Annotated in this window: 22 protein-coding genes; 14 read left to right on the top strand and 8 right to left on the bottom strand. The window is 69.7% G+C overall.

Annotated features, from left to right (window positions below; translation table 11 throughout):
• Positions 1–13: 13 nt before the first annotated feature.
• A complete protein-coding gene (locus AB0E02_RS02905) occupies positions 14–886 on the bottom strand; it encodes an NAD(P)H-binding protein (protein ID WP_362135250.1) in 873 nt (290 codons plus the stop codon).
• Positions 887–978: 92 nt separating this feature from the next.
• Here AB0E02_RS02905 and AB0E02_RS02900 point away from each other — a divergent pair, with 92 nt between their 5' ends.
• From AB0E02_RS02900 to AB0E02_RS02885, 4 genes are all read left to right on the top strand, one after another.
• A complete protein-coding gene (locus AB0E02_RS02900; protein ID WP_362135248.1) occupies positions 979–1,701 on the top strand; it encodes a WYL domain-containing protein in 723 nt (240 codons plus the stop codon).
• Positions 1,702–1,856: 155 nt separating this feature from the next.
• Positions 1,857–2,600 (top strand): hypothetical protein, encoded by a 744-nt coding sequence (locus AB0E02_RS02895; protein WP_362135246.1) that lies wholly within the window; start codon positions 1,857–1,859, stop codon positions 2,598–2,600.
• A gap of 142 nt (positions 2,601–2,742) precedes the next feature.
• Complete coding sequence (locus tag AB0E02_RS02890) at positions 2,743–3,888, top strand: S8 family peptidase (RefSeq protein ID WP_362135244.1); 1,146 nt, start codon at positions 2,743–2,745, stop codon at positions 3,886–3,888.
• Between the two features lie 287 nt (positions 3,889–4,175).
• Complete coding sequence (locus AB0E02_RS02885; RefSeq protein ID WP_362135242.1) at positions 4,176–5,384, top strand: PP2C family protein-serine/threonine phosphatase; 1,209 nt, start codon at positions 4,176–4,178, stop codon at positions 5,382–5,384.
• Positions 5,385–5,417: 33 nt separating this feature from the next.
• Here AB0E02_RS02885 and AB0E02_RS02880 read toward each other — a convergent pair whose 3' ends face one another.
• From AB0E02_RS02880 to AB0E02_RS02865, 4 genes are all read right to left on the bottom strand, one after another.
• Positions 5,418–5,756 carry a hypothetical protein gene (locus AB0E02_RS02880; protein WP_362135241.1) on the bottom strand — a complete coding sequence of 113 codons (339 nt, stop codon included), beginning with the start codon at positions 5,754–5,756 and terminating at the stop codon, positions 5,418–5,420.
• A gap of 135 nt (positions 5,757–5,891) precedes the next feature.
• Positions 5,892–6,410 (bottom strand): hypothetical protein, encoded by a 519-nt coding sequence (locus AB0E02_RS02875; RefSeq protein WP_362135239.1) that lies wholly within the window; start codon positions 6,408–6,410, stop codon positions 5,892–5,894.
• Between the two features lie 96 nt (positions 6,411–6,506).
• Complete coding sequence (locus AB0E02_RS02870; RefSeq protein WP_362135237.1) at positions 6,507–7,055, bottom strand: SRPBCC family protein; 549 nt, start codon at positions 7,053–7,055, stop codon at positions 6,507–6,509.
• A 75-nt stretch (positions 7,056–7,130) separates the two neighbouring features.
• Positions 7,131–7,727: a TetR/AcrR family transcriptional regulator gene (locus AB0E02_RS02865; RefSeq protein WP_362135235.1), complete on the bottom strand. Its 597-nt coding sequence runs from the start codon at positions 7,725–7,727 to the stop codon at positions 7,131–7,133.
• A gap of 288 nt (positions 7,728–8,015) precedes the next feature.
• On the opposite strand from AB0E02_RS02865, the gene AB0E02_RS02860 reads away from it, so the two are divergent.
• From AB0E02_RS02860 to infA, 6 genes are all read left to right on the top strand, one after another.
• Positions 8,016–8,432, top strand: coding sequence for a hypothetical protein (locus tag AB0E02_RS02860; RefSeq protein WP_362135232.1), 417 nt, complete (start codon positions 8,016–8,018; stop codon positions 8,430–8,432).
• A 50-nt stretch (positions 8,433–8,482) separates the two neighbouring features.
• Positions 8,483–10,021 carry a caspase family protein gene (locus AB0E02_RS02855; RefSeq protein ID WP_362135230.1) on the top strand — a complete coding sequence of 513 codons (1,539 nt, stop codon included), beginning with the start codon at positions 8,483–8,485 and terminating at the stop codon, positions 10,019–10,021.
• 290 nt (positions 10,022–10,311) lie between these two features.
• Positions 10,312–10,524 (top strand): hypothetical protein, encoded by a 213-nt coding sequence (locus AB0E02_RS02850; RefSeq protein ID WP_030410179.1) that lies wholly within the window; start codon positions 10,312–10,314, stop codon positions 10,522–10,524.
• A 34-nt stretch (positions 10,525–10,558) separates the two neighbouring features.
• Entirely contained in the window at positions 10,559–12,250 is a 1,692-nt protein-coding gene (locus AB0E02_RS02845) for a hypothetical protein (protein WP_362135228.1), read from the top strand.
• Positions 12,251–12,480: 230 nt separating this feature from the next.
• Positions 12,481–13,278: a GNAT family N-acetyltransferase gene (locus tag AB0E02_RS02840; protein ID WP_362135227.1), complete on the top strand. Its 798-nt coding sequence runs from the start codon at positions 12,481–12,483 to the stop codon at positions 13,276–13,278.
• Positions 13,279–13,336: 58 nt separating this feature from the next.
• Entirely contained in the window at positions 13,337–13,561 is a 225-nt protein-coding gene (infA, locus tag AB0E02_RS02835) for a translation initiation factor IF-1 (RefSeq protein ID WP_030410176.1), read from the top strand.
• Positions 13,562–13,683: 122 nt separating this feature from the next.
• Here infA and AB0E02_RS02830 read toward each other — a convergent pair whose 3' ends face one another.
• A complete protein-coding gene (locus tag AB0E02_RS02830) occupies positions 13,684–13,893 on the bottom strand; it encodes a hypothetical protein (RefSeq protein ID WP_030796604.1) in 210 nt (69 codons plus the stop codon).
• A 125-nt stretch (positions 13,894–14,018) separates the two neighbouring features.
• On the opposite strand from AB0E02_RS02830, the gene AB0E02_RS02825 reads away from it, so the two are divergent.
• Together AB0E02_RS02825 and AB0E02_RS02820 are read left to right on the top strand one after the other, a co-directional pair.
• On the top strand, positions 14,019–16,937 hold the full coding sequence (locus tag AB0E02_RS02825; protein WP_362135224.1) for a tetratricopeptide repeat protein: 2,919 nt from the start codon (positions 14,019–14,021) through the stop codon (positions 16,935–16,937).
• Between the two features lie 220 nt (positions 16,938–17,157).
• Entirely contained in the window at positions 17,158–17,376 is a 219-nt protein-coding gene (locus AB0E02_RS02820; protein WP_201808806.1) for an EF-hand domain-containing protein, read from the top strand.
• 79 nt (positions 17,377–17,455) lie between these two features.
• Here the strand turns inward: AB0E02_RS02820 and AB0E02_RS02815 are convergent, their stop codons facing one another.
• Positions 17,456–18,190, bottom strand: a complete 735-nt coding sequence (locus AB0E02_RS02815; protein ID WP_362135222.1) for a sulfite exporter TauE/SafE family protein — start codon at positions 18,188–18,190, stop codon at positions 17,456–17,458.
• A gap of 463 nt (positions 18,191–18,653) precedes the next feature.
• Here AB0E02_RS02815 and AB0E02_RS02810 point away from each other — a divergent pair, with 463 nt between their 5' ends.
• A complete protein-coding gene (locus AB0E02_RS02810; protein WP_362135220.1) occupies positions 18,654–20,243 on the top strand; it encodes an IPT/TIG domain-containing protein in 1,590 nt (529 codons plus the stop codon).
• Positions 20,244–20,417: 174 nt separating this feature from the next.
• On the top strand, positions 20,418–20,960 hold the full coding sequence (locus AB0E02_RS02805) for a hypothetical protein (RefSeq protein WP_362135218.1): 543 nt from the start codon (positions 20,418–20,420) through the stop codon (positions 20,958–20,960).
• A 101-nt stretch (positions 20,961–21,061) separates the two neighbouring features.
• Here the strand turns inward: AB0E02_RS02805 and AB0E02_RS02800 are convergent, their stop codons facing one another.
• Complete coding sequence (locus AB0E02_RS02800; protein ID WP_362135216.1) at positions 21,062–21,562, bottom strand: DUF3291 domain-containing protein; 501 nt, start codon at positions 21,560–21,562, stop codon at positions 21,062–21,064.
• Between the last annotated feature and the right edge of the window lie 17 nt (positions 21,563–21,579).

Here is a 21,579-nt window from a genome sequence, read left to right as displayed (position 1 = left end):
CGTTCACGCCGTCTCAGTCCAGCGCGAGGGTGAGGGTTTCGTAGGCCCAGGACATCAGCGTCGTCGGGGTCGTGGTGGTCGGTGTGCGTGGTTGTTCGGGAGTGAAGTCTCCGCGCAGTCCGGTCGACATGCCGAGCACAGCGTCGGCGAGCCGGGGCGGCATACCGGAAGCGGTGAGCTGTGCATACATGGCCTCGTCAGTGATCCGCTCGGCTGTGACCGGACGCTCCAGCACGGTGCTGAGGATCCGGGCCACCTCGGACCAGGTGAGGTCGGCAGGGCCGTGAACGGCCTGAACGTGCCGGCCGGACCAGGCAGGGTTGAGCAGCCGGGTCACGGCGACTTCGGCGATGTCTCTCGGGGCGACCCAGGCCATAGGGGCGTCGAGGGGCAGCACGACCGGCAAGGTCCCGGCGCGTAGCGCGTCGAGTTGGAGCAGCAGGTTGGTGAAGAAGTATCCGCAGCGCAGGTGCGTGACGTCGACGCCGGTGGCGTCCAGAGCGGTCTCGGTGTGGGCCAGACCGTCGATCTCGCCCGCGCCGTGACGCTTCTCCGCGCCGACACTGCTCTGGAACACCACACGTCCGATGTGGTTCTCGGTGACGGCGGCTACGACGCTGTCGGTGGCGCGCGCGTAGTCGGCGAGCGGATCGGCACCGGCCGGAGTGGGGTCCACCCAGAAGAGTGCGTCCAGGTCGCTGGTGGCGCCGACGACCTGCGCGGCGTCGTACTGGTCGACTTTGGCGACGTCGACGAGACCGCGCAGCTCCGGGGCCAACCGGTCCGGATGCCGCATCAGCAGCCTGGGCCGTACTCCGGCCCGCACCAAGATGCGTACGACGTGTTGGCCGACGTTGCCGTTGGGAGTGGTGACGGCGATCTGCACCTGCGGTGCTCCTCTCGGATCGTGGGGATCGCCCACCACGGTAGGAGCAGAGGCGGCCTGATTCCGGCCTCCTTTCCTGGCAGGCTGGCCGTATGGACGCGGATCCGACGGCACGGACGTTGAACCTCCTCATGCTGCTGCACAGCGGGGCTGACTGGCCCGCCGCGACCCTCGCCCAACGCTTGGGGGTGAGCGTGCGCACCGTCCGACGTGATGCCCAACGACTGCGGGAAATGGGCTATGAGGTGCAGGCGCGTCCGGGCCCGGGCAGCAGCTACCGGCTTCGCCCGGGCGTGAAGATCCCCCCGCTGCTGTTCAGCGCCGATGAGATCTCCGCCGTCATCGCCGGTCTGCGCGTGCTGCAGACCTGGCTCCCGGAAGATCCCGTCACCTCCAGCGCGCTGCTCAAGCTGGACCAAGTCCTTCCGCGTCGGCTCCGGCAACGGGCCGCTGCCACCGACCTGGCCACCGAGGTCCTCCAGCAACCGACCACCGCCATCACCGCAACCTCCATCGGCGTGATCGCTGACGCAGTTGCCGACAACCGCAGGATCGAATTCCACTACACCGATCAGCACAACCGGTCCTCGACCCGCCTGGTCGAGCCGTACCGGCACATCCTGCGCACCGGCCGCTGGTACCTCATCGCTTTCGACCTCGACAGAGATGACTGGCGAACGTTCTGCATCGACCGAATGACCGAACTCGCTCCGGTCCCCGGCACTTACCAGCCCCACGAGTTCCCCGACACCTCCATCGAGCACTGGCTCACCACCGACTTCGGGCGCGCACCCCGGACGACGAGCAACCGATAGCGGTCAGATGCATGCGCGCTGGACTTCCTGGCCGTCAGGGCTCCAGGCGGCGTTAGCCGGACGTCAGCGGAGCGACAGCCTGGCGATAGTGGCCCCGATCAGAGTGGGTGACGTACCGAGGAAACCACGACCGACTGTCCTGGGGGGACCCGACAATGAGCTCCACCACCACTGCCCGCACCGCCCGCCGCCGCACTCTGCGCATCGCCGCCGCGGCCCTGACCGCCGCCGCGGCCCTTACCCTGACCGCCTGCTCCGGCTCCGACGCCGCCGAGAAGAAGCCCGCGAGCCACTCGGACATGAGCAAGACCGCTGCCGAGTCCAGCGGCACGGGCTCCTCTGCCGCAGCCCAGGGCTCCGATGCCCAGGCGGGCTCGGGCGCCAGGACCGACGCCCAGGCGGGTTCCGCTGCCAAGACCGACGCCGCAGCGGGCGCTGCGGGCAAGCAGTCGGGCGGCGCGCACAGCGGCGCGGCCAAGGGGGCGTCCCCGGTCCGTACCCAGCCCCTGCCGGACGGCAGCAAGGCCGAGATCTACCGGCTCGGAGCCCAGCACTACCGCGCCAAGATCGTCCATGGTGGTTCTGTCCTGGGCACGTTGGAGGCGAAGGAGCACGATGCCGGGCTCGACGCCAACGACATGTTCATCGTGCTCACGCTGGACGGCCAGGTCCATTCCTGGATGGGCGGCGGCCACCAGGGACCAGGCACGTTCAAGCTCGCGGGCGGTTGGACGGCCAAGGTCACCAAGCTCGGCGAACTCCGGTACCGCGCCCAGATCCTCGGCCACGACGGCGCGGTGTACGGCACGCTGGAGACGAACCAGCACGACACCGGGGTCAACGCCAACGGCGTATACATCGTGCTCAGCAACGGGGGCGTGATCAGCGCCCACGGGTAAGTGCCCGCAACGGCCCGCAGCTTCGGCTCGAACTCCTCGGAAAACAACGACCCGACCCGCCCGCACGCCCCGTCGGAACCGCCCGCCGGCTGCGGTCGTCTTGTGCGCTGACTGTGTACGAAGCAGGGATATGGGGGACGTTGTGACGCGGAACGTGACGAAGGCCGGTCTCATGGTGGTGGCCGTGGTGACGGTGCTCGGGGCCTCGGCCTGCGGCGGGGAAGCCGGCGCGGCGGCCGGAGGGAGCGGCGGGACGCGCCCCGCGCACGGGAAGGCGAAGTCCATGGCGCCTTCCGGGGACGGGGCGTCGTCCAGCGAGCACGGGGCGTCGTCCAGCTCGGCGCCGGTGTCGCCCAGCACCCTGGGGAAGTTGTCCGGGATCGCGCGGACCACGGCGCCTCCCCTCACCCGGCACGTCCCGTGGAACCTGGACATTCTGGATCAGCGGTCGCGGCCGCTGAACGGGAAGTTCACCACCACCGCCACCGGCAAGGGCGTTCACGTCTATGTGATCGACACCGGGATGGACGTCGCCCACAAGGAGTTCGGCGGACGCGCCCGCCTCGGCGCCGACTTCGTGGGCCCGAAGGACTCCGGTGACTGCTTCAGCGAGGCGGGGACGGGCCACGGCACGTTCGTCGCGGGCATCATCGGCGGGGCGCGGTACGGGGTGGCGCCCAAGGCGGAGCTCGTACGGGTCCAGGGGATCCAGTGCGAGAGCGAGGGCGGCGGCTCCCCGGCGGCGGCCGAGGCGGCCTTGGTGAAGTCGGTCAAGTGGGTCACCGCGCACGCGCAGAAGCCCGCGGTGGTGAACATGTCACTCAATCTCGACCACCGGTCGGCGGCCCTGGAGTCCGCGGTGAAGCAGCTGGTCGATGCCGGGATCCCGACGGTGGTGTCGGCCGGCAACTTCCATGACGACGCCTGCAAGCACTCCCCGGCCGGCGTCCCCGGCACGATCGTCGTGGCGGCCGCGACCTCGAACGACCGCGTGTGGAGCGACGGCGGCTCCTACGGATCCGGTTACGGACGGTGCGTGGACCTCTACGCCCCCGGCCAGAAGGTGACCGCCGCCCTCGCCGGCGGCGGTACGACCACGGAGACCGACGGCGCGACGTCCTGGGCCGCGCCGCATGCGACCGGTGTGATCGCGCTGTACCTGTCGGCACACCCGCACGCCACGGCCCACGAGGTCCACGTCTGGCTCGACCACACGGCCACCCGCGGTGTCGTGCGCGGCGTCCGCTCCGACACTCCCAACCGGCTGCTCAACACCGGCGGCCTCTGACCTGCCCCGGCCACCCCGGACGCACGGTCGCACGGTCGCACGGTCACCCAAGCGCCCGCCTCACTGGAATGGCGGACGCCAAGTCGCGCGGCCGGCCCGGCCGGTCCTCCCCAGTGCCTGAAGAGGACCGGCCAAGGGGGGCCGGCGCGCGAGGTGGGCCCGGTCGAGCTCGGCTCACCGCCCCTGGCCACCGCTCTCCCCCTCGCCGCGGCCCGTACCCGGCGCGATCATGCCTGACGTGAGAGATTGGGATCGGGGTGAGAGCGGGCACAGAAGGGGTGATCCCCGTGTCGGACCTACCGCACGCGTCCGCCGGTCCCGACACGGCCGTCGACGAGAACCGGCTGGAAGAGCTGATCGTCGAGGCACAGACCGCCCTGCCGTTCGAACTGCCCGGTCTGGCGAACCGGTGCGCCTCGGCCCTCGGCCTGGACGCTGCGCTGATCTACCTCGTCGACCTGCAACAACGGCTGCTCATCCCGCTCGACGAGGCCGCGGAGCCGCTGCCGGTGGACCGCTCGTCGGCCGGCTGGGCGTACCGTACGGTCTCCCCGCGGGTGGCCGAGGCCGACGGCGGCGTGATCGTCTGGCTGCCCCTGGTCGACGGTGCGGAGCGGCTGGGCGCGCTGGCGGTGCGGACTGCCTCGCTCAACGCGGCGCGGATGCGCCGCAGCCGGATGCTGGCCCATCTGCTCGCCATGCTGATCACCTCCAAGCGCGCCTACAGCGACTGGCTCGCCGGTCTCACCCGCACCGGCACCATGCGGTTGCCCACCGAGATGCTGCGGGCCTTCCTGCCACCCCACACCGTCGGCAGCAGCCGGTGCGTCTCGACCGCGGTCCTGGAGCCGGCATACGACGTCGCCGGTGACGCCTACGACCACTCGGTGGTCAAGGACGTGCTGCACACCATGATCGTCGACTCCATGGGGCACGATCTGGTCTCCGGCCTGACCACCTCGGTCGCCATGGCGGCGGCACGGAACGCCCGCCGCGGCGGTGGCGACCTGGCCGACGTCGTCGGCTCCGTCGACCAGGCGCTCGCCCAGTGGCTGCCCGACCACTTCTGCACCGGCGTGCTGTGCCGGCTCGACGCGGTCACCGGGGTGCTGCAATGGGTCAACTGCGGTCACCCGCCGCCGCTGCTGATCCGTGCCAAGCGGGTGCTCGACGGCGTACTGGACAGCCCCCCGCAGCCTCCGATCGGTCTGGTCGGCCAACTCGCCCCGGCAGCCCGGAAGGTGTACGAGACCACGCTGGAACCGGGCGACTGCGTCCTGCTCTACACCGACGGTGTCGTGGAGGCCCGCGACGCAGACGGTGCGGAGTTCGGCCTCGACCGGTTCACCGACTTCATCATCCGCTCCTCCGCCGCCGGTCAGCTCCCGGCCGAGGTGCTGCGGCTGCTCATCCACGCCATCCTCGATTACCAGCGCCATCAACTGCGGGACGACGCGACCATCCTGCTCTTCGAATGGCGCCCGCAGCACCGGTGACGCGGTGTTGCACCGAGCCTCGCACCGCCCCCGTCAGCAGTTGGGTACCCGGTCGGGGGAGACCGCGCCGCCGTCGCTCATGATGGACGTGCTTGCGTCGATGTAGCCGGATCCGCCGTCGTAGGAGATCTTGTACGTCGCGCCGTACCCGAAGCCGGTCGCATCCGTTTTGCCTGGCGTGTAGCACTCGACCGTTACCGGCGTGAGCGTGGTCAGATCGGCGATCGGACTCTGGCCCCGGGGGTCGGCGTCCGGCCAGACGGAGACCTTGTCGTAGTTTCCGATCTTTCCATCGACGCCGCACCCTGCCAGCACAGCCGTCGCCAATCCGGCTGCGGCAACCGACACCACCACGCTCCGTTTGCGATTCACTCGTGCCCCCGTCCTTCCGCCCGTGCGGAATCCGTTGCCCAAAACAACTGCGAGTTCGATGCCCTGCCCACGGCAAGGCCGCACCTTGCCGTTCACATCCGGTGGCAGGTTCGAGGTCTGAGGGGGAGCGACAAGCTAGTCACCCCCTCCCCCGCCACAGGAAGAGCCGCACGAGGAGCCGCACGAGGAGCCGCACGACGAGCCGCACGACGGAGTGGTACAGCCGCCGCCCGGATGGGGCCGCCGCCTGCACCTCGCCCCCGTCGGGACCAGTGCGCTCGGCGACTCCGTCCACAGCTCCTTGTCCGCGCTGAACCCCGCCTCTTCGATCAGGGCCACGGTCCGCAGGTGTGCGCCCGGGTCGTGATCGGGGGCGTCCGGCCCGTCGGGGTGGTGGTGTACGAAGTGCCCGAGCCGGGCGCACAACTTGGCGTACAGCGCCGTGTGCAGGATGAGGGCGTGCCACCCCTCGTCGACCAGGCGCGAAGGCCGGATGGACGTCGTCGGGAACTTCGTGGCGGCCACGACGAACTTGAGGGCTTCTTCCACGACGCGCCCGGCCGTAGGCTCGTCCATGCCGGGGTTGTTGTCCATGACCGTTGCGACGACTCCCCTGAACGCGTCGGGAGCGAGTACGTCACGTACGTCGTGCATGTCGTGTCTTCCTTCCTGGTGTGTTTCCTCCGGCGCCCGCCTCGGCCGTTCGACCTGCCAGGATTGATCCGGCCGCGGCGGGAGTCGCCTCCTGGGTCAGCCCACCGGCCGATCACTGCGCTGCGGGCTGTCCGCCACGCCGGGGCCGGGTGACTCCAGATGGTGTTTGAGGCGCTGCAGCGTGGTGCCGATGTGGGTGTGGTTGACGCCGATGCGGTCGGAGACCCCGGTGATCAGGACGGCGAGGGGAATGAACCACAGGGGCACCCGCATCCAGGTGGTCCCGGTGACGGTGCAGCCCTTGACTGTGGGTGCGATGTCGTACTGCCAGCGGGAGATGGGGACTCCGAGCGGTGCCGTCACCTCGTAGGCGAAGCGCCGGCCCGGATCGGCATCCGTGATACGGCAGGTGGTGACCCAGCGACGCAGGCCATTGCGGTTGTGGCCGCGGAAGCGGGCGCCCACCGCCGGTGCGGTGGCTCCGCCCAACCAGTGGGCACGATGGGCCTCTTCGGCGAGACGGATCACGACGGGCGGATCACTGACGACGCGGTACGCATCAGCCGGGGTCGCCCTGACGGCCACCGTGCCCGTGGCCGCGGGGTCCGGGAATCGCGGAATGCGCGACAGGCGCAGTACGGACATCGGAGCCTCCTCGACTGATGTAATCATTGATTACATCAGCGCGCGGAGAGGCGGTCAAGGCCCCGCGGAATGTGGTCAGTTGGCGATGCCGAAGCCCAAGGTGTCCAGCACCTGCACGGCCAGCTGTTCCGCCTGATCCGGCGGCAGATACCCGTCAACGATCATCTGGGAGAGGCCGTAGACGATCGCCTGACCCGCCAGACCCACAAGCGCGGGATCGCCGGGACGCAACACACCGGCCTTCTGGTCGGCGACGATGATGTCGGCGAAGGCCCGCTCGATGTCGGACAGACGCTGCTGGAGTTCGGCGGGCCGACTGGCGCCGAACACCCTGGTCTTGAGCAGCTCGAAGCGGCGCGGGTAGCGGATCGCGTAACGGACGAATCCCAGGCCGAACGCGCGCATCCCAGAACCCTCGACGTCTGCGACCATGGCGAGCTGCCACCTCTCGAAGTCGGCCAGGATGCGGTCGGCGACCGCGGTCAGCAGCGCCTGACGGTCCGCGAAATGCCGAAACGGCGCACCCGGCGACACCCCTGCCCGGCGCGCGACTTCACGTACGGTCACCTGCTCCGTCCCGCGCTCGTCCAGGAGCTCGATGGCCGCGGCGGTGAGCGCAGCGGGGAGATCGCCATGGTGATAACCAGCGCGTTCAGTGGACTTGCCCTTCATGCACGCAGTGCTACCACACGCGTGATCGCGACTGACCGGCGCCCTGGACCGTCCCTGCCGGATCACCCGGACACGCCCTCGTATCAGTGCAACGTGGAGCGGGTTCACCGTGCCGGTGGCGGGCGGCGAGGCGGAGGGCCCGGGCCGGGCAGAGGGACCCGCCGGCGAGCGTCGGCCGGGACGCGGAAACGGGACCTCGGCTCCCCCTGATCGTGCCAGGATGGCAGCGGCCACCTGCCGTGGCCACCGCTGTGCGGGAGACGGATGGGGCTGTGGGGAGATGCCGCCATGGGGGAACTGACACTGACCGTCCACGCGCCGGATACCGAGGCGTGCTTACGGACGCTGCACCAGTGGCTGTCGGCCGAGCACGGCCTGCGCGGCCGGGTGCGCCGGCGGCACACTCCGCCGTCGCCCGGCCACATGGGCGGCAGCGCGGACGCGCTGACCGTCATCCTGGGCTCGGGCGGCATCGTGGGACTGGTCGCCCCGCTGTGCGCCTGGCTCACCAGCCGCCGCAGCGACGTCGCCGTCACGCTGGAGGCGGACGACGGCCGTAAGGTCATCCTCGACGTCAAACGCGCCACCGACGAACGGGCGGTGATCCGCGAGGCGCAGGAGGTGTTCCGTTCGCTCGCCGAACGGCCCGAAGCGCACCCTGACGGGCAGGGATCCGGCGCGCACCCCGCGGGGCGGGGGGAATGAGCGGGCACCCGGCCGGTCCGAGACTTCCGCACGGCCCCACCAGCCGGGCCGTGCTCATCGGAACCAGCCGCTTCAGCAGCGCCGAACTGCCCGACATGCCCGCCGTGGAGGCGAACCTCCGGGCGCTCAAGGCCGCACTGACGCACCCCGCGCACGGTCTCCTGTCCCCCGAACACTGCCGAGTGGTGTCCGACCCCGCGGACCAGGCGACTGTCGGCGCGGCGCTGAGCTGGGCGGTACGGGAGGCGGACGACCTCCTGCTGGTCTACTACGCCGGACACGGGGTGCTGGACGACGACGGGCTGCTGCACCTGGGCCTGCGGCACACCGACATCGACCAGGCCGGCTTCTCCGCCGTACCGATCGAGCTGGTCAAACGCAATGTGAGCGACGCGCGCGCCGCCTACCGGGTGCTCCTGCTGGACTGCTGCTTCTCCGGGCGGGCGATCTCCGCGATGTCCTCGCCGGCCGGACTGGCCCTCGGGCAGCTGGAGATGGCCGGTACGTATCTGCTGACCGCGTCCACGAAGACGACACCGGCCCACGCCCCCCTGGGCGCCGCCCACACCGCGTTCACCGGGTCCCTGCTGACCGCCCTGGCCCGTCCGGCCCCGTTGGCCCTCGACGAGATCCACTCCCATGTCGACCGCGAACTGCACGGCCGGGGGCTGCCGCGGCCGCAGCGCCGGGCGGCGGGGAACGCGGGGTCGCTGGCGCTGGTACGGGGTTGGTCGGAGCGGGCGGCGGGGCCACCGCGGCCCGAGGCCCCGCCCCGGCCGTCGGCGCCGCCACCACCCCCTCCCCCGCGGCACGCCCCGGAGGCCGGGGTGTTCCACCTCGGCCCGCCGGCACCCGCTCCCGTACGCCCCCGCCGCCGCGGCGCGGTGGTCGCGGCCGCGCTGGCCGGTGCGGCGACGGTGCTCCTGGCGGTGTCGCTGGTCAAGTGGCTGCCGGGCACCTTCGGCGACGATGACCGCGGGGCCGGAGGCAAGGCGGGGCCGCAGGGCACTCCGACCACCCAGCACGACAAGGCACCGTCCCCGCAGGGCGACAGAACGCCGATCGCGGCGTCGCCCAGCACCCAGCCGTCCCACCGCACACCGTCCGAGCCGAAGGCGGTGTACCGCAACAAGCGCCTGGTGGTCCCGGGCCCGTCGTGCGGCCTCGGCGCCGATCAACTCCTCGACCTGGACAACGCCACGGTGGCGAAGGGAGACCTCTACGGCGGTGCGAACGGCAACGTCGATCTGATCTACGGCGGTTGTCTCGGCGCGGGTGGCAGCACCGCCGGTGGCATCAAGCTCAACGACGCGTCCACGGTGACCCGGCTCGGCCAGGCCGACCCCGGCACCTCCACGGCAACTGCCTGCCGCGCCGCGGCCAACGAACGCGCCGTCCCCCTGCCCGTCTTCTCCAAGGACCTCGCCGCCGGGACGGTCTGGTGCCTGATCACCACGGACGACCGAGTGGCCAAACTGACCATCACCAAGGCCGGCGCGCGGTACGGCCAGGGCTTCATCGGCAGCGGGGCGGGCAATCCCACGCTGGAGCTGATCGCTACCTTGTGGGAGAAGGCGGAGGGGGCGTAGGCAATTCCGGCCTGCGACAGCCGGTCAAAGGCGGTCAGCGCGGACGACCACACCGTCGGACGCCCGTCCTCGCCCGGCAGTTGGGACCACCTCGGATCCGCTGAAAACACCGACCGGCCGGTCACCCTTCGGGAACCTTGGGCCAACCGGGTGAATTCTCCATGGGTTACACGTGACTTACCTGGACCTATCGAATCGTCCCTTTTCCGGAACAGCCGAAAGTCGTGACAAGTCCATCGCGTAAACGCGACACTCGTTATATCCATCCGAACCACTCGAAGGAGTAACCCATGTCCTGTCCTCCCCCTCCGGTCGATGCCCGAAAGGCGTTAGATTTCCTGCGGACGAGCGGACTGGTCGACCTCCGCATTCCGCTGGAGCAAGTCGTCGACCAGGTCAGCCAACTCGACGACGTGGCCGGCTATGTACTCGCCTGGGAGCGATATGTCCTTGTGGTCGCCAACCAGGTCGCGGAGTGCGACGACGGCGCTGCGGGCAACTGAGCCATTGACTGCGCCGACCGCCGGGAGGCATCCGATGGACACGACGCACCCCGGTGCCGGCTCGTCACAAAGGCGCGCGGTGGAGACCCGGGCAGTCGCCTGGCTCGCTGCGCGCCGGGGTCTCATCGATCCGGCCGAAGCCGCCACCGGCCGGGTTCTCTTCGCCCGTAAAGCCCTTATCGAGACCGCGTTCCTTGTGGGGCTTCGGGCGCGCCTCGACCCGGAACCCTTGGACGGTCACTACACGGCCCTCCTGGATCAGGTCGAGGAGATCGCGGCTCGTCCCTCCTATCGCGAGCTGATCGCCCGGGACGAAACTGCCCTTCTGCTGTACGCGGGGACCTATGCGGCACTGCGGCTCTGCGGACGCGACGACCCGGAGTTCCGGCAACTCCTCACTCAGGCCGCTGCCGGAGGATACGCGACGGTCTTCGAGCGAATCCCCTACCGGCAGCTCGATCTGCTGCATACCCTGGAGCTGTGCGGTGTCCCGCACTCGCTGCCGGCCATGGACGAGGTCCTGCCTTTCACCTTGCTCTGCAACAAGCCGAATGTCGTCAAACTTTCCGACCGCGACATCTACGCCATCACCCACACCATCTTCTACGCCACGGATTTCGGTCTGCGCGAGCCGCATTGGCCCTCGGGCTTCGCGCCGGGCGCGGCGGTGGAACTGCTCGAAGCACTCCTCGTTCTCACCCTTGACCAAGGGAATGCCGACCTGGTGGGAGAACTTCTGTGCTGCCTGTTGTGCCTCGGGGTGAGAGACTCCACGGAAGCCCGCCGGGCATGGGAGTTCCTCGCGGCGGCACAAGAGGCCGAGGGGCGGGTCAATGGGCCACCCGGCGTGGTCCACCCGGGACTTGCCGACGGCGACGAGGCGTACCAGCACTGGGCGACCGGCTACCACACCACCATCGTCGTGGCCCTGGCCGCGCTGCTGGACCGCAGCCCCAAGGTGCTGCGCAGACAACGACCGTCCGCACCGATGCCCCGCCTCAGCGTGGAGCAGCCGCTGCGGCGGGCAGTGGTGTGGCTGGCGGAGACCGGTCGGCGCCACGACCCGGCCGGATGTCTGCCGGTCGCGGCGGCTGTCGCGCATGCGGCCGAGGCTCTTGGCGAACCCGAGCTCGCTCGTCCCCTGCTCCTCGAATTCTCCGAACGTCTCGCGGACGCGGAAGCGGATGTGTGGCAGGGCCACGGGATGGAGGTCGTGGGTGAATTCGCGTTCGGCCTGCGCGCGCACGGCATCACCTGCCCGTCACTCGACAGGTTCTTCAAGTCCACCGCCGCCGCCGTCGAACTCCTCGACAAGGTCCCGCCACAGGCGGCGTACAACGTCCAACGCCTCGTCGGCCTGGGCCTGATCGCTCCTCAACGTGCCGCCGAACTGATCGACGCCGGAGCCGACGGGCCGCCCTCCGTGCCGGAGACGTCCGCCGCTGACTTGCTCGACGCCTGCAAGAACTACCACCTGGGGCACATCGCCGGCATCGTCCGGGACTCGGTCCGTGCCGGGCGGGCAGAGCACCGCGTCACCCGCGACGCGCTCGCCTTCCTTCTCGCCCAGCAGAGCTCCTGCGGTGCCTTCGGCCGCCCGGCCTGCGACGATCCGGCAGTCCGCGAAGGCACCATGCTGTCGTGGACCCAGAGCGTGGTCACCACCCTGGCCACCGTGCACACGGCCTGCGGTACAGCCGCCACCGCACCCCAGAGCCGCACCTGACCGGGAAACCCAGATCGATCGTCCGGTCCTGGCGGTCGACCGTGCCCCATAAATGGGTTGGGCCCACCGAGCCCCGCTGGTACCGTCTGGGCAGCCGTGGAAGAACGCGAGGAGGTGAGACCCATGAAGGCTGTATCCGTGTGGGTGCTCCCCCTTTTCGTCACGGTGGGCGATTGACGTAGGTGTCGCCGGGAGCGCCTCAGACAAGGCACTCCTGAGAGGCAACACCTATGAACCTTGCGCATTCCCCTTCGGGCCCGGGCAACCACGCTGTCGTGGTCACGCGGGCTTCGGACATGCAGTGGCTGGCCGTGGAGGACGACCGGGAGGTCGGCCGCGGCGACGCTTCCCGCCGACCCGACGGCCGGCTCTTCATCAGCATCGACGCATGGCACGGCGCGGTCTTCGACCGCATCGCCGACGCAATGCTGGCGGACCTGCCGTCACCGCTGTACGCCGTCGTCGACGAGGCCGATCACGACTCGCGGTCCGCCTGGGAGCGGGCCGGCTTCGCCGCCGCACGTCGCGAGTGGGGCTACCGCGTGCCCACCGCCCCGGAGGTCACCGGGCTCGGGTCGGTGCAGCCCCCGTCCGGCGTGACGATCGTGCCCGCCGGCAAGGCGGAGGAGGGCCCGCTGCGTGCCCTGGACCGCATCGTCCGCGACGAGATCGAGGCCGCCGTCGGATGGCAGACCATGCCGGCCGAGGTGCTCCCCCGCCCGGCGGGGACCACAGTGGTCGACCCGTCGAAGTACGCGGTGGCGCGGCACTTGGACCGGTACGTGGGACTGGTCCGGGTGGCGCCGCTGCCCCGGCAGCCACGGATCGGCCTGATCGCCGTCCGCACCGACAGCCACCGTCGCGGGATCGCCCGGGCGTTGCTGGCCCACACGTTGGGTTCCATGCACCGCACCGGGACCACTTCGGCATGGGCCGAGGTGGACGAGTCCAACGCGGCGGCCACCGCCCTGTTCGAGAGCATCGGTGCCCGGCGCGCGGCCGGCACTCTGGAGCTCGTACGACATTAACCCGCCACACCGCACCGCACTTGTTTCACAACGCCACAGAAGAGAGAAGTGAGAGACCATGACGAAAACAGCAGGGGGCGTAGAAGTCGAAGGCACCGTCGTCGAGTGCCTGCGCAATGCCACCTTCAAGGTGGAGCTCCAGAACGGGCACACGGTGCTCGCCCACATCAGCGGAAAGATCCGCAAGAACTACATCAAGATACTCCCCTACGACCGGGTGCTCGTGGAGCTCAGTCCCTATGACCTCACCCGCGGCCGGATCCGCTACCGCTACCGGTCATAGCGAAAAAGCCGGCCGGGTCAATCCGTAGCGACGCCCCGCGCGCTGGACGGTCCAGCACCGTCCGGACGCGCGGCGGCGCGGGGATGACCGGTCCCGGTGCTGCGTGCCGATGACGACGGCGGTCATCCGAGGAGGTCGCTGACGGTGGTCGTCAGGAGCGCCAGCAGCGACAGGGTCGCCGCGAAGGCCATCCCCGCCCGGCTCACGGCCGCTGCCGGGGATGCGCCCTCCCTGCGGGCGAGGAAGCCGGCGGTCACGGCCGCGAGCACGGCGATGATCACGGCGACGGAGACGGCGAGAACAGTGACCGCCACCACGACGGAAATGGGCACGGCAGGCTCCTCTTCGACTGCTTGTACCGGGGGCCGATGCGGCGACTTTGCCCAATCGCGTGTGCAGCAGGGTGCAGCCGTACGAAGATGAACAGATCCGTACGGTGGCTGGGGGGCGACGCGGAATGGCGGATGTTGGGGCGGCGGCCGACGACGGTGCGCAGGCGCTGGGCCGTCTGCGACAGATTCTGAAGGCCCGCATGGGTACCCGCCGCGAGGGCTTGACCACCAGCACCCTGGCAAGGAAGGCGAAGCTGGGCAGGACCACGGTCAGCAACGCGCTCAACGAGGGCCATCCGCCGCCGTCCTGGGACACGGTCGCGGCCATCGCGGGGGCGCTGGGCTTCAGTGGTGAATTCATCGAGGACGACCTGTACGTGCTGTGGTCGAGCACGGCCTCCGCCAGAGCCACCACCGCACGGAAGCCCGATCTCACCGTCCCCGTCAGCAACTTGCGTGCCCTCAGGCCGGAGCCGTTCGTCGGGCGTGAGACGGAGCTGGGCCGCCTGAAGGCGTTTCCCTCGACCGGCACGGGACTGCCGCCGATCACCGTGCGCGGGATGGGCGGGGCCGGAAAGACCACGCTGGCCCTCCACCACGCGTGGCAGCGAAAGGTGGCCGGCCAGAACCCCGTGTGGTGGATCGACGCGATCGGCCCCGACGCGATCGAGGCCGGCCTGGCCGGGCTGGCCGGTGAGCTGGACCGGGGCATCGGGCAGACCTTGCCGGTCTCCGAGGCGGCCGCGTGGGCGGCGCACTGGCTGGAGGCCCGGACCGGCTGGGTGCTGGTCTTCGACAACGTAGCGGACAGCGCTCATATCCGGCCGTGGCTCGGCAGATTGACGTCAGGTCAGGTGCTGGTCACCACCCGGCACACCCTGGCCTGGGAGCGGGGCAGCCAATTCCTGGACCTCGGTCCTTTTGACCCCGAGCAGTCGGTGGCCCTGCTCAAGGAGCTCACCGGCCGCACCGACGAGGCAGCGGTCGCTGCGCTGACCGAGTTGGCCGTGGAACTGGGTGACCTTCCGCTGGCACTCAGGCAGGCCGGTGCCTACATGGCGCAGACCGCGGTGGATCCCGGCGAGTACCTCACCGAGTTGCGCACGGGCCTGGCCGGGGTGCTGCCCAAGCCGCCCGTGGACGACGCGCAGCAGAAGACCATCGCCCTCCTGTGGTCGGTGACACTCCTCACGCTCCGGCTCAGCCACCCCGACGCGGTGCTGCTGCTGCGCGTTCTCGCGTACTGCGCGCCCACCCCGCTGCCCCGGACCGTGCTCGACGGTGCCCTGCCCTCACGCCTGGATGTGGCGGAGGCTCTGGGCGTGCTCGCCGCCTACAGCCTGGTCACCCTGACCGCTGACGAGGTCACCGTGCACCGGCTGCTCCAGGCGGTCCTGCGCGCCGAAGCGGGCGGCCGCCGGCCTTCTCCTGACCCGGCCAAGGCAGGTGACGCCAGCGCGCTTGCGGTCGCTCTGCTGGACGACGCGGCGCCCGCCGAGACGACCTCGGGTGACGTCACCGACTGGCCGCTCTGGAAGCGGTTTCTGCCTCACGTGGAAGCCGTCGTCGCCCACCGGGACGGTCTCGAACCGCTCCCCGAACTGGCCAATCTGATGGGACGAACGGGAACGTACCTGCACGCCCGCGGTCACCTCACCCTCGCGCTGGATCTGCGCCGGCGTGCCCTGGAACTCTCCCAGCGTCTCCACGGCACCAGGCACCCCGGCACCCTGACCCACATGAACAACCTCGCGGTGACTCTGAGCGAGGCCGGCAAGTATGCAGAGGCCGAGCCCATGCTCCGGGAGACGTTGCAGGTCAATCAGGAGATCCACGGAGAGCGGCAGCTGAGCACGGCGGCCCCACTCGGCAATCTGGGACACGTGCTGACTCATCTGGGCCGCCACAAAGAGGCTCTCGCCCCCTCCGAGACGGCCTTGCACATCGTCCGTGACGCGCTGGGCGAGGACCACCCCGAGACCGCCTCCCGCCTGGACAACCTCGCCGTCGTCCACACCTCCCTCGGGCACTACCCACAGGCCCTCGAACTCGGACAACGGGCCCTGGAGATCACCCGGACCACCCTCGGCGACGACCACCCCGACACCGCCATCCGCCTCGGCAACCTCGCCGCCGTCCACACCTCCCTCGGGCACTACCCACAGGCCCTGGAACTCGAACGGCGGGCCCTGGAGATCACCCGAACCACCCTCGGCGACGACCACCCCGACACCGCACTGCGGATGAGCAACCTCGCCACGACCCTCCGAGCCATCGGGCATTACGACGAGGCCCTGGGCTACGCGGAGGACGCCTTGCGCATCACGCAGAAGGCATACGGGTCCAGTCACCTCGACACCGCCGTCCGCCTGGGCAATCTGTCCCTCCTGCGCACGGCCAAGGGCGAATACGAACAGGCGCTGGCCCTGGACAGGGAAGCGCTGGACATCACCCTTGCCGTGCTGGGCGAGGACAACCCCGACACCGCGCTACGGCTGTGCAACCTCTCCCAGAGCCTGCGGCGTACCGGACAACTTCAGAAGGCTCTGGAAGACGGACAGCGGGCGATGGACATCGCCACGGCCACCATGGAACCCGAGCACCCCGAACTCCCCGTCTTCGCCAACAACCTGGCCACGACCTACGACGAACTCGGCCGACACGAAGACGCCTACCGCCTGAAGACGCAAGCACTGAGAGCAGCCGAAAAGGCCCACGGCCCGGATCATCCCGCCTGCGCCAATTACGCCAGCAATCTCGTGTACTCGCTGCACCGACTCGGCAGATACGAAGAGGCGCTTCCGCACGCTCGACGAGCGGTGGCCCTCACCACGAAGGCCCAGAGCGTCAACCACGCGGAGCTGGCGGTACGCCTGCACAACCTCGCCCAGACCCTGCTCTCCCTGCACCAACGGCAAGAAGGCCTGAACCTGCAGCGGCAGGCCCTGGAGACGGCCGAGACGGCCCTCGGCCCCACGAACCCCACGACTGCGCACATCCGCCGCAGGCTCGACGCCGCGACCGACGACGAACGAACGCACTGAGAGAGCGCCCCTCTCCGGCTGAACGCCTTTCCTGATTCCTGACGAGTCGGGAACCCGCCGGCCCGTGATCGGCCGGACACATCCGGCGCCGTGGGTGGTTCGTCATGAACGGCGACAAGTTTCCGACCCGCGACAGCTGGGCAGGTCGGGCGCCTCCGTGTTGCTCCGGGTGGACGGATAGTGTGGCCCCGTCAGTGAAGATCACAGGAGGGCGGAGCACATGGCAGACATCGTGGAGACGGCGGCGCGCAAGGTCTTCGAGCGCTACGACGTCGACGGGGACGGCCAGGTCACCGCCGACGAATACCGCAAGGTCGTCGCGGAGTTGGAGGGCTCGGAGATCACCGAGGCGCAGGCGCAGGAGCTGATCGACTCGCTCGACACCAACGGCGACCGCCAGATGTCCTTCGAGGAGTTCTGGGCGGCCATGAATGGCTGACACTGCCGGGTCCGGCACACCAAGCCTGCCGGACCCGGTCCGTCACCCCAACCGCCGCGAAGGCCGACATCAGTGAGCGTCATGCCATCTCCCAGAGCCCTTTGATCAGCACGGAGAACCCACCGGCCAGGGCCAAGGCAAAGATGAGCCGACGCACCCCCCGCTCCCGGACCCTCGGGGCAAGCGCCCGGCCGATGAGGGCGCCCGCCACCATGGCGGCCACGGCCACCGACCAGGCCGACCCACTCAGCCGTGGGACACCGTTGACGGCCACCGAGAAGACGTTCACCGCGATTCCGTAGAACTGTGCATTCGGCACGAATTCACGGATCGACCATCCCGCATTCACGGCGTACAGCGAGTACGGTGGCCCGCCGACGCCGGCGGCGGAGTTCATGAAGCCACCTATGGCTCCCGCGGTCACGGCGCCCCGCGTTCCGGTCAGAGCCGGTATGCGCGCGCCTCCCATCACGAGAGCCACGGCAAGCGTCACCAGCGTTCCGATGCCGGCCAGCAGTACCGGTTCGGGAAGCCGGGCGGCCGCCCATGAGCCCGCAGGCACCGTGCACGCGGCAGCGATGACCAAGGGAACCATGGCGCCGATCCGTACCCGTCGCCACCCCGTGGCGAGTCCGCCGGTGCTGATGACTCCGGCCGCGCAATTCGCGAGCACCACTCCCTGCGTCGGCCCGAGCAACAGAACAAGCACGGGGACCGCGATGAGCGCGAAGCCCATGCCGGTGAGCCACTGCACCGAAGCAGCCAACACGACTGTGCCGCCGAGCAGTAGCTCGGCCGCTCCTGCGCCAGCCACAGCACTCCTACCGTCACCCGGGTGATCGGGGCCATCCTCGACAGACGACGGCCCCGAACGCAACGGCCTGGCAGGCAAGTTCTCTTCGGGATCAGCGACCACACCCCAGCCGACCGCGCCGCCCGCCTCTCCGGCCGCACGTCGCCCGTCAGGCCACGTCGATCACGGCCGGATCTCCCACCCCGCGCCTTAGGACGATTATCAGAAATATCCCGCGACCTTTAAATGCTTTCCCGGGGACGCTATTCTCCGTTTGCGTGTGTATTCGCCGGCCCGATTCATGGCCGGTTGACTGCTCGCTGTTTGCCCATGCGGCGGAGCAGACATTTCCAGGTGCGGGATAAAGATCATCCCGTCTGTTTTGGGGAGTGTCATGTTCGCCTTGGCTTTACGATCTCCGGAGCCTTCCCGGACACCCGGCTCGACGTTGAATGCCGCATTTGCTGCAGGTGCTGTCATTCCCGTGGGAAACACCCCGCAGGGAATTACCCTCGCCCCGGACGCGGCCCGCGTGTACGTGGCCAACCGGGGCTCGAACACGGTGAGTGTGATCGACACCGCCACCAACACCGTGATCGACACCATCGCCACGGGGGCGGGTCCCGCCGACATGGCGATCAGTCCCGACGGCACCCGGGGCTACGTGACCGTCTTCGACGACGGTCTGGTCAGCGTGTTCGACCTCGCCTCGGACACCCTCGTCACGGACATCCCCGTAGGCGCCGGAGCGACCATGGCGGCGGTCACCCCGGACGGGACGCGCGTCTATGTGACGCGGCAGACCACTGACACGGTGAGTGTGATCGACACCGCCACCAACACCGTGACCGACACCATCACGGTCGGGGCCGGGGCGACCGGTGTGGCGATCACTCCGAACGGGACCCGCGCCTATGTGGCGAGCTTCTCGGGTTCCGTCAGCGCGATCGATACCACCACGAACACCGTCACCGACACGATCATCGCCGGCGACGTCCCCATCCTGCTGACGGTCAGCTCCGACGGGGCCCGCGTCTACGTCACGAACGCCGGCAGCTCCTCGGTGAGTGTGATCGACACCGCCACGAACACCGTCACCGACACCATCGGCGTCAGCGCCCAGCCGCGTTTCCCGGCGCTGAGCCCCGACGGCGCCCATCTGTACGTGGGCAATTCCGAACCGGACACGGTGAGTGTGATCGACACCGCCACCCGCACCGTCGTCGAGAACATCAGCGCGGGCGACGGCCCCACCGGCATCGCCGTCTTCCCCGACGGGACACGCGCCTATGTGGGCAACGCCAATAGCAGCACCGTCGGGGTCATGATGACGACCGTGATCCCCGACCAGGGGCCCACGTCGGGCGGAACCAGCGTGACCCTGACCGGTCATCACCTGGCCAACGCCACCGCCGTACGCTTCGGCACCGCCAAGGCCGTCATCACCGCCAACACGGCGACATCGGTGACCGTCACCGCCCCCGCCGGCTCCGGTGCCGTACCCGTGACGGTCACCACCCCGGGCGGCACCGGCACCCTCGGCTCCTTCTACTACACGCCGGTACCTGCCCTCACCGGCATCAGCCCCGACGCCGGCCCGGTCTCGGGCAGCGACCAGGAGATCGTCCTCACCGGCCGCAACCTCGCCGGAGCGATCGACGTGTACTTCGGCACCACCCGAGCCGTCATCCAACGCGTCTCCGACACCCAGGTCACCGTCAGGGCCGCCCGCGCCCCGGCCCCGGGTGGCGTCGCCGTCACCGTGCTCACCAGCGGCGGGAGCGCCGACGGCCTGACCTACACCTACGTCGACCAGTCCACCGTCACAAACGTCAGCCCCAGCACGGGACCGACCAGCGGCGGCACCGAGGTGACGATCACCGGCACCGGCCTCAGCCACACCGAACAGGTCACCTTTCACGGCAGTCCGGCGCCCTTCGCGGTCATCTCCGACACCACCGTGACCGCCACGTCCCCGCCCAGCGCCACCGAGGGCACCTTCGACGTCACCGTCACCACTCCCGGCGGTACTCCCGCCGGCGCGTTCACCTACGTTTCCGGCCCCGGCATCTGACCCACCCGCGCCCGCCGTCCGGGCGGACACGCAGCCGGACCCGAACGGCGAGATCCCGGTCGGCCGGGCGCTGGACGGCCCGACATGGGCCCTTGACCGCTAAGCCATACCGACCGCGCCCCGTACCGGTTCCGGCATGAAAAACCCTCAGGACACCTTCAAGCACCTAGCCAGATGCATTTTCCTTCCAGTCCCACAGGAGAAATCGTGCGTCACTTCAGCTTCAAGCGCATCACCCTGGTTGCGGCCACCGGATTCGCGGCCCTTCTTCTCTGCCCGCACCCGGCGTCGGCCGCGAGCGGGACCAGCGGCGGCCACTATCCTCCGAGAGAGGAAGTGTTCCAGTTGACCGCGCAGCAAACGCAGGGCAGTTTCATCGATGTGGACGGGTCGTCCGGGCCCAGCCAGGGAGATGAATTCGTCATCAGCGGGAATCTCCTGCGCGGCAGCGCCACGGTCGGCACCTACAGCGAGATCTGCACGCTGACCCGCACCGCCCCCGCCGACGAGTTCGACCTGCAGTGCGCGGGCGATCTCGCCCTCCCCTTGGGACAGCTCACCATTCAGGGCCGGTTCACCGTCACCGCTGCCGGTCCCGGCAACATCGACCTCGCCATCACCGGCGGTACGGGGCGCTACCGCACAGCGCACGGCACCGTCCACGGCGACAACGTCAGTGACACGGAAACGCACCTCACCGTGCACCTGATCCGCTGACAGGGGGGAAGACACCCCAGGGCGGCCCCGGGCAACTCCGGGGCCGCTCACAGGCATGGGGACTTCACCGGGCGCACCTGGGAGGTCCTGCCAGGCAGTGCCTAGGGCCGTCCCTGCGGCACGGCCCGAAGGTGCTGGGCGGCCTCGACGGCGGTGTAGGAGGAGGTGAAGGTGAACGCGTTCGGGGACGGCCCGTTGGCCCGCAGGTCCGCCAGCCGTTCCAGGGCCTCGTCGACGGTCGGGAGGTGGCCGGCGGGCACCCACCAGAGCACCAGGTGGGCCTCGACGTGCCGTTCGAACCACTCGCGGCGCCGCCGCATCGCCTCCAGGTGCCCGCTGCGGTAGGTGAACTCCCAGAGCGCCTCCGGGGTCTCCCAGACCGTCAGGTTGATGATGACGTTCTCGCCCGCCGGGCGCAGGGCGGTGGCGTCGGCCGCGCCTTCCTCCACGAGCCGCCACACGAAGCCGGGCGCGCCGTCGGCGGCGGTGTGGACCGGGTCGAGCATCTCGACGAACGGGGCCATGCGCGGGTCGTCGAGGGGGTACAGCAGCGTGGCGACGTTGAGTTGGGCAAGGCGGGCGGCATGCACGGATGCAGTCATGGCCACATCCCAGCACT

The sequence above is a fragment of the Streptomyces sp. NPDC048196 genome (genome assembly GCF_040652715.1).
GTDB lineage: Bacteria > Actinomycetota > Actinomycetes > Streptomycetales > Streptomycetaceae > Streptomyces > Streptomyces siderophoricus.
This window is presented reverse-complemented; position numbering and strand designations above follow the sequence as displayed.

Coding starts and splice junctions, on each gene's coding strand:
- AB0E02_RS02900 (WP_362135248.1), top strand. CDS start 979: ATGGACGCGGATCCGACGGCACGGACGTTGAACCTCCTCATGCTGCTG.
- AB0E02_RS02895 (WP_362135246.1), top strand. CDS start 1,857: ATGAGCTCCACCACCACTGCCCGCACCGCCCGCCGCCGCACTCTGCGC.
- AB0E02_RS02875 (WP_362135239.1), bottom strand. CDS start 6,410: ATGCACGACGTACGTGACGTACTCGCTCCCGACGCGTTCAGGGGAGTC.
- AB0E02_RS02870 (WP_362135237.1), bottom strand. CDS start 7,055: ATGTCCGTACTGCGCCTGTCGCGCATTCCGCGATTCCCGGACCCCGCG.
- AB0E02_RS02865 (WP_362135235.1), bottom strand. CDS start 7,727: ATGAAGGGCAAGTCCACTGAACGCGCTGGTTATCACCATGGCGATCTC.
- AB0E02_RS02860 (WP_362135232.1), top strand. CDS start 8,016: ATGGGGGAACTGACACTGACCGTCCACGCGCCGGATACCGAGGCGTGC.
- AB0E02_RS02850 (WP_030410179.1), top strand. CDS start 10,312: ATGTCCTGTCCTCCCCCTCCGGTCGATGCCCGAAAGGCGTTAGATTTC.
- AB0E02_RS02845 (WP_362135228.1), top strand. CDS start 10,559: ATGGACACGACGCACCCCGGTGCCGGCTCGTCACAAAGGCGCGCGGTG.
- AB0E02_RS02840 (WP_362135227.1), top strand. CDS start 12,481: ATGAACCTTGCGCATTCCCCTTCGGGCCCGGGCAACCACGCTGTCGTG.
- infA (WP_030410176.1), top strand. CDS start 13,337: ATGACGAAAACAGCAGGGGGCGTAGAAGTCGAAGGCACCGTCGTCGAG.
- AB0E02_RS02825 (WP_362135224.1), top strand. CDS start 14,019: ATGGCGGATGTTGGGGCGGCGGCCGACGACGGTGCGCAGGCGCTGGGC.
- AB0E02_RS02820 (WP_201808806.1), top strand. CDS start 17,158: ATGGCAGACATCGTGGAGACGGCGGCGCGCAAGGTCTTCGAGCGCTAC.
- AB0E02_RS02805 (WP_362135218.1), top strand. CDS start 20,418: ATGCATTTTCCTTCCAGTCCCACAGGAGAAATCGTGCGTCACTTCAGC.
- AB0E02_RS02800 (WP_362135216.1), bottom strand. CDS start 21,562: ATGACTGCATCCGTGCATGCCGCCCGCCTTGCCCAACTCAACGTCGCC.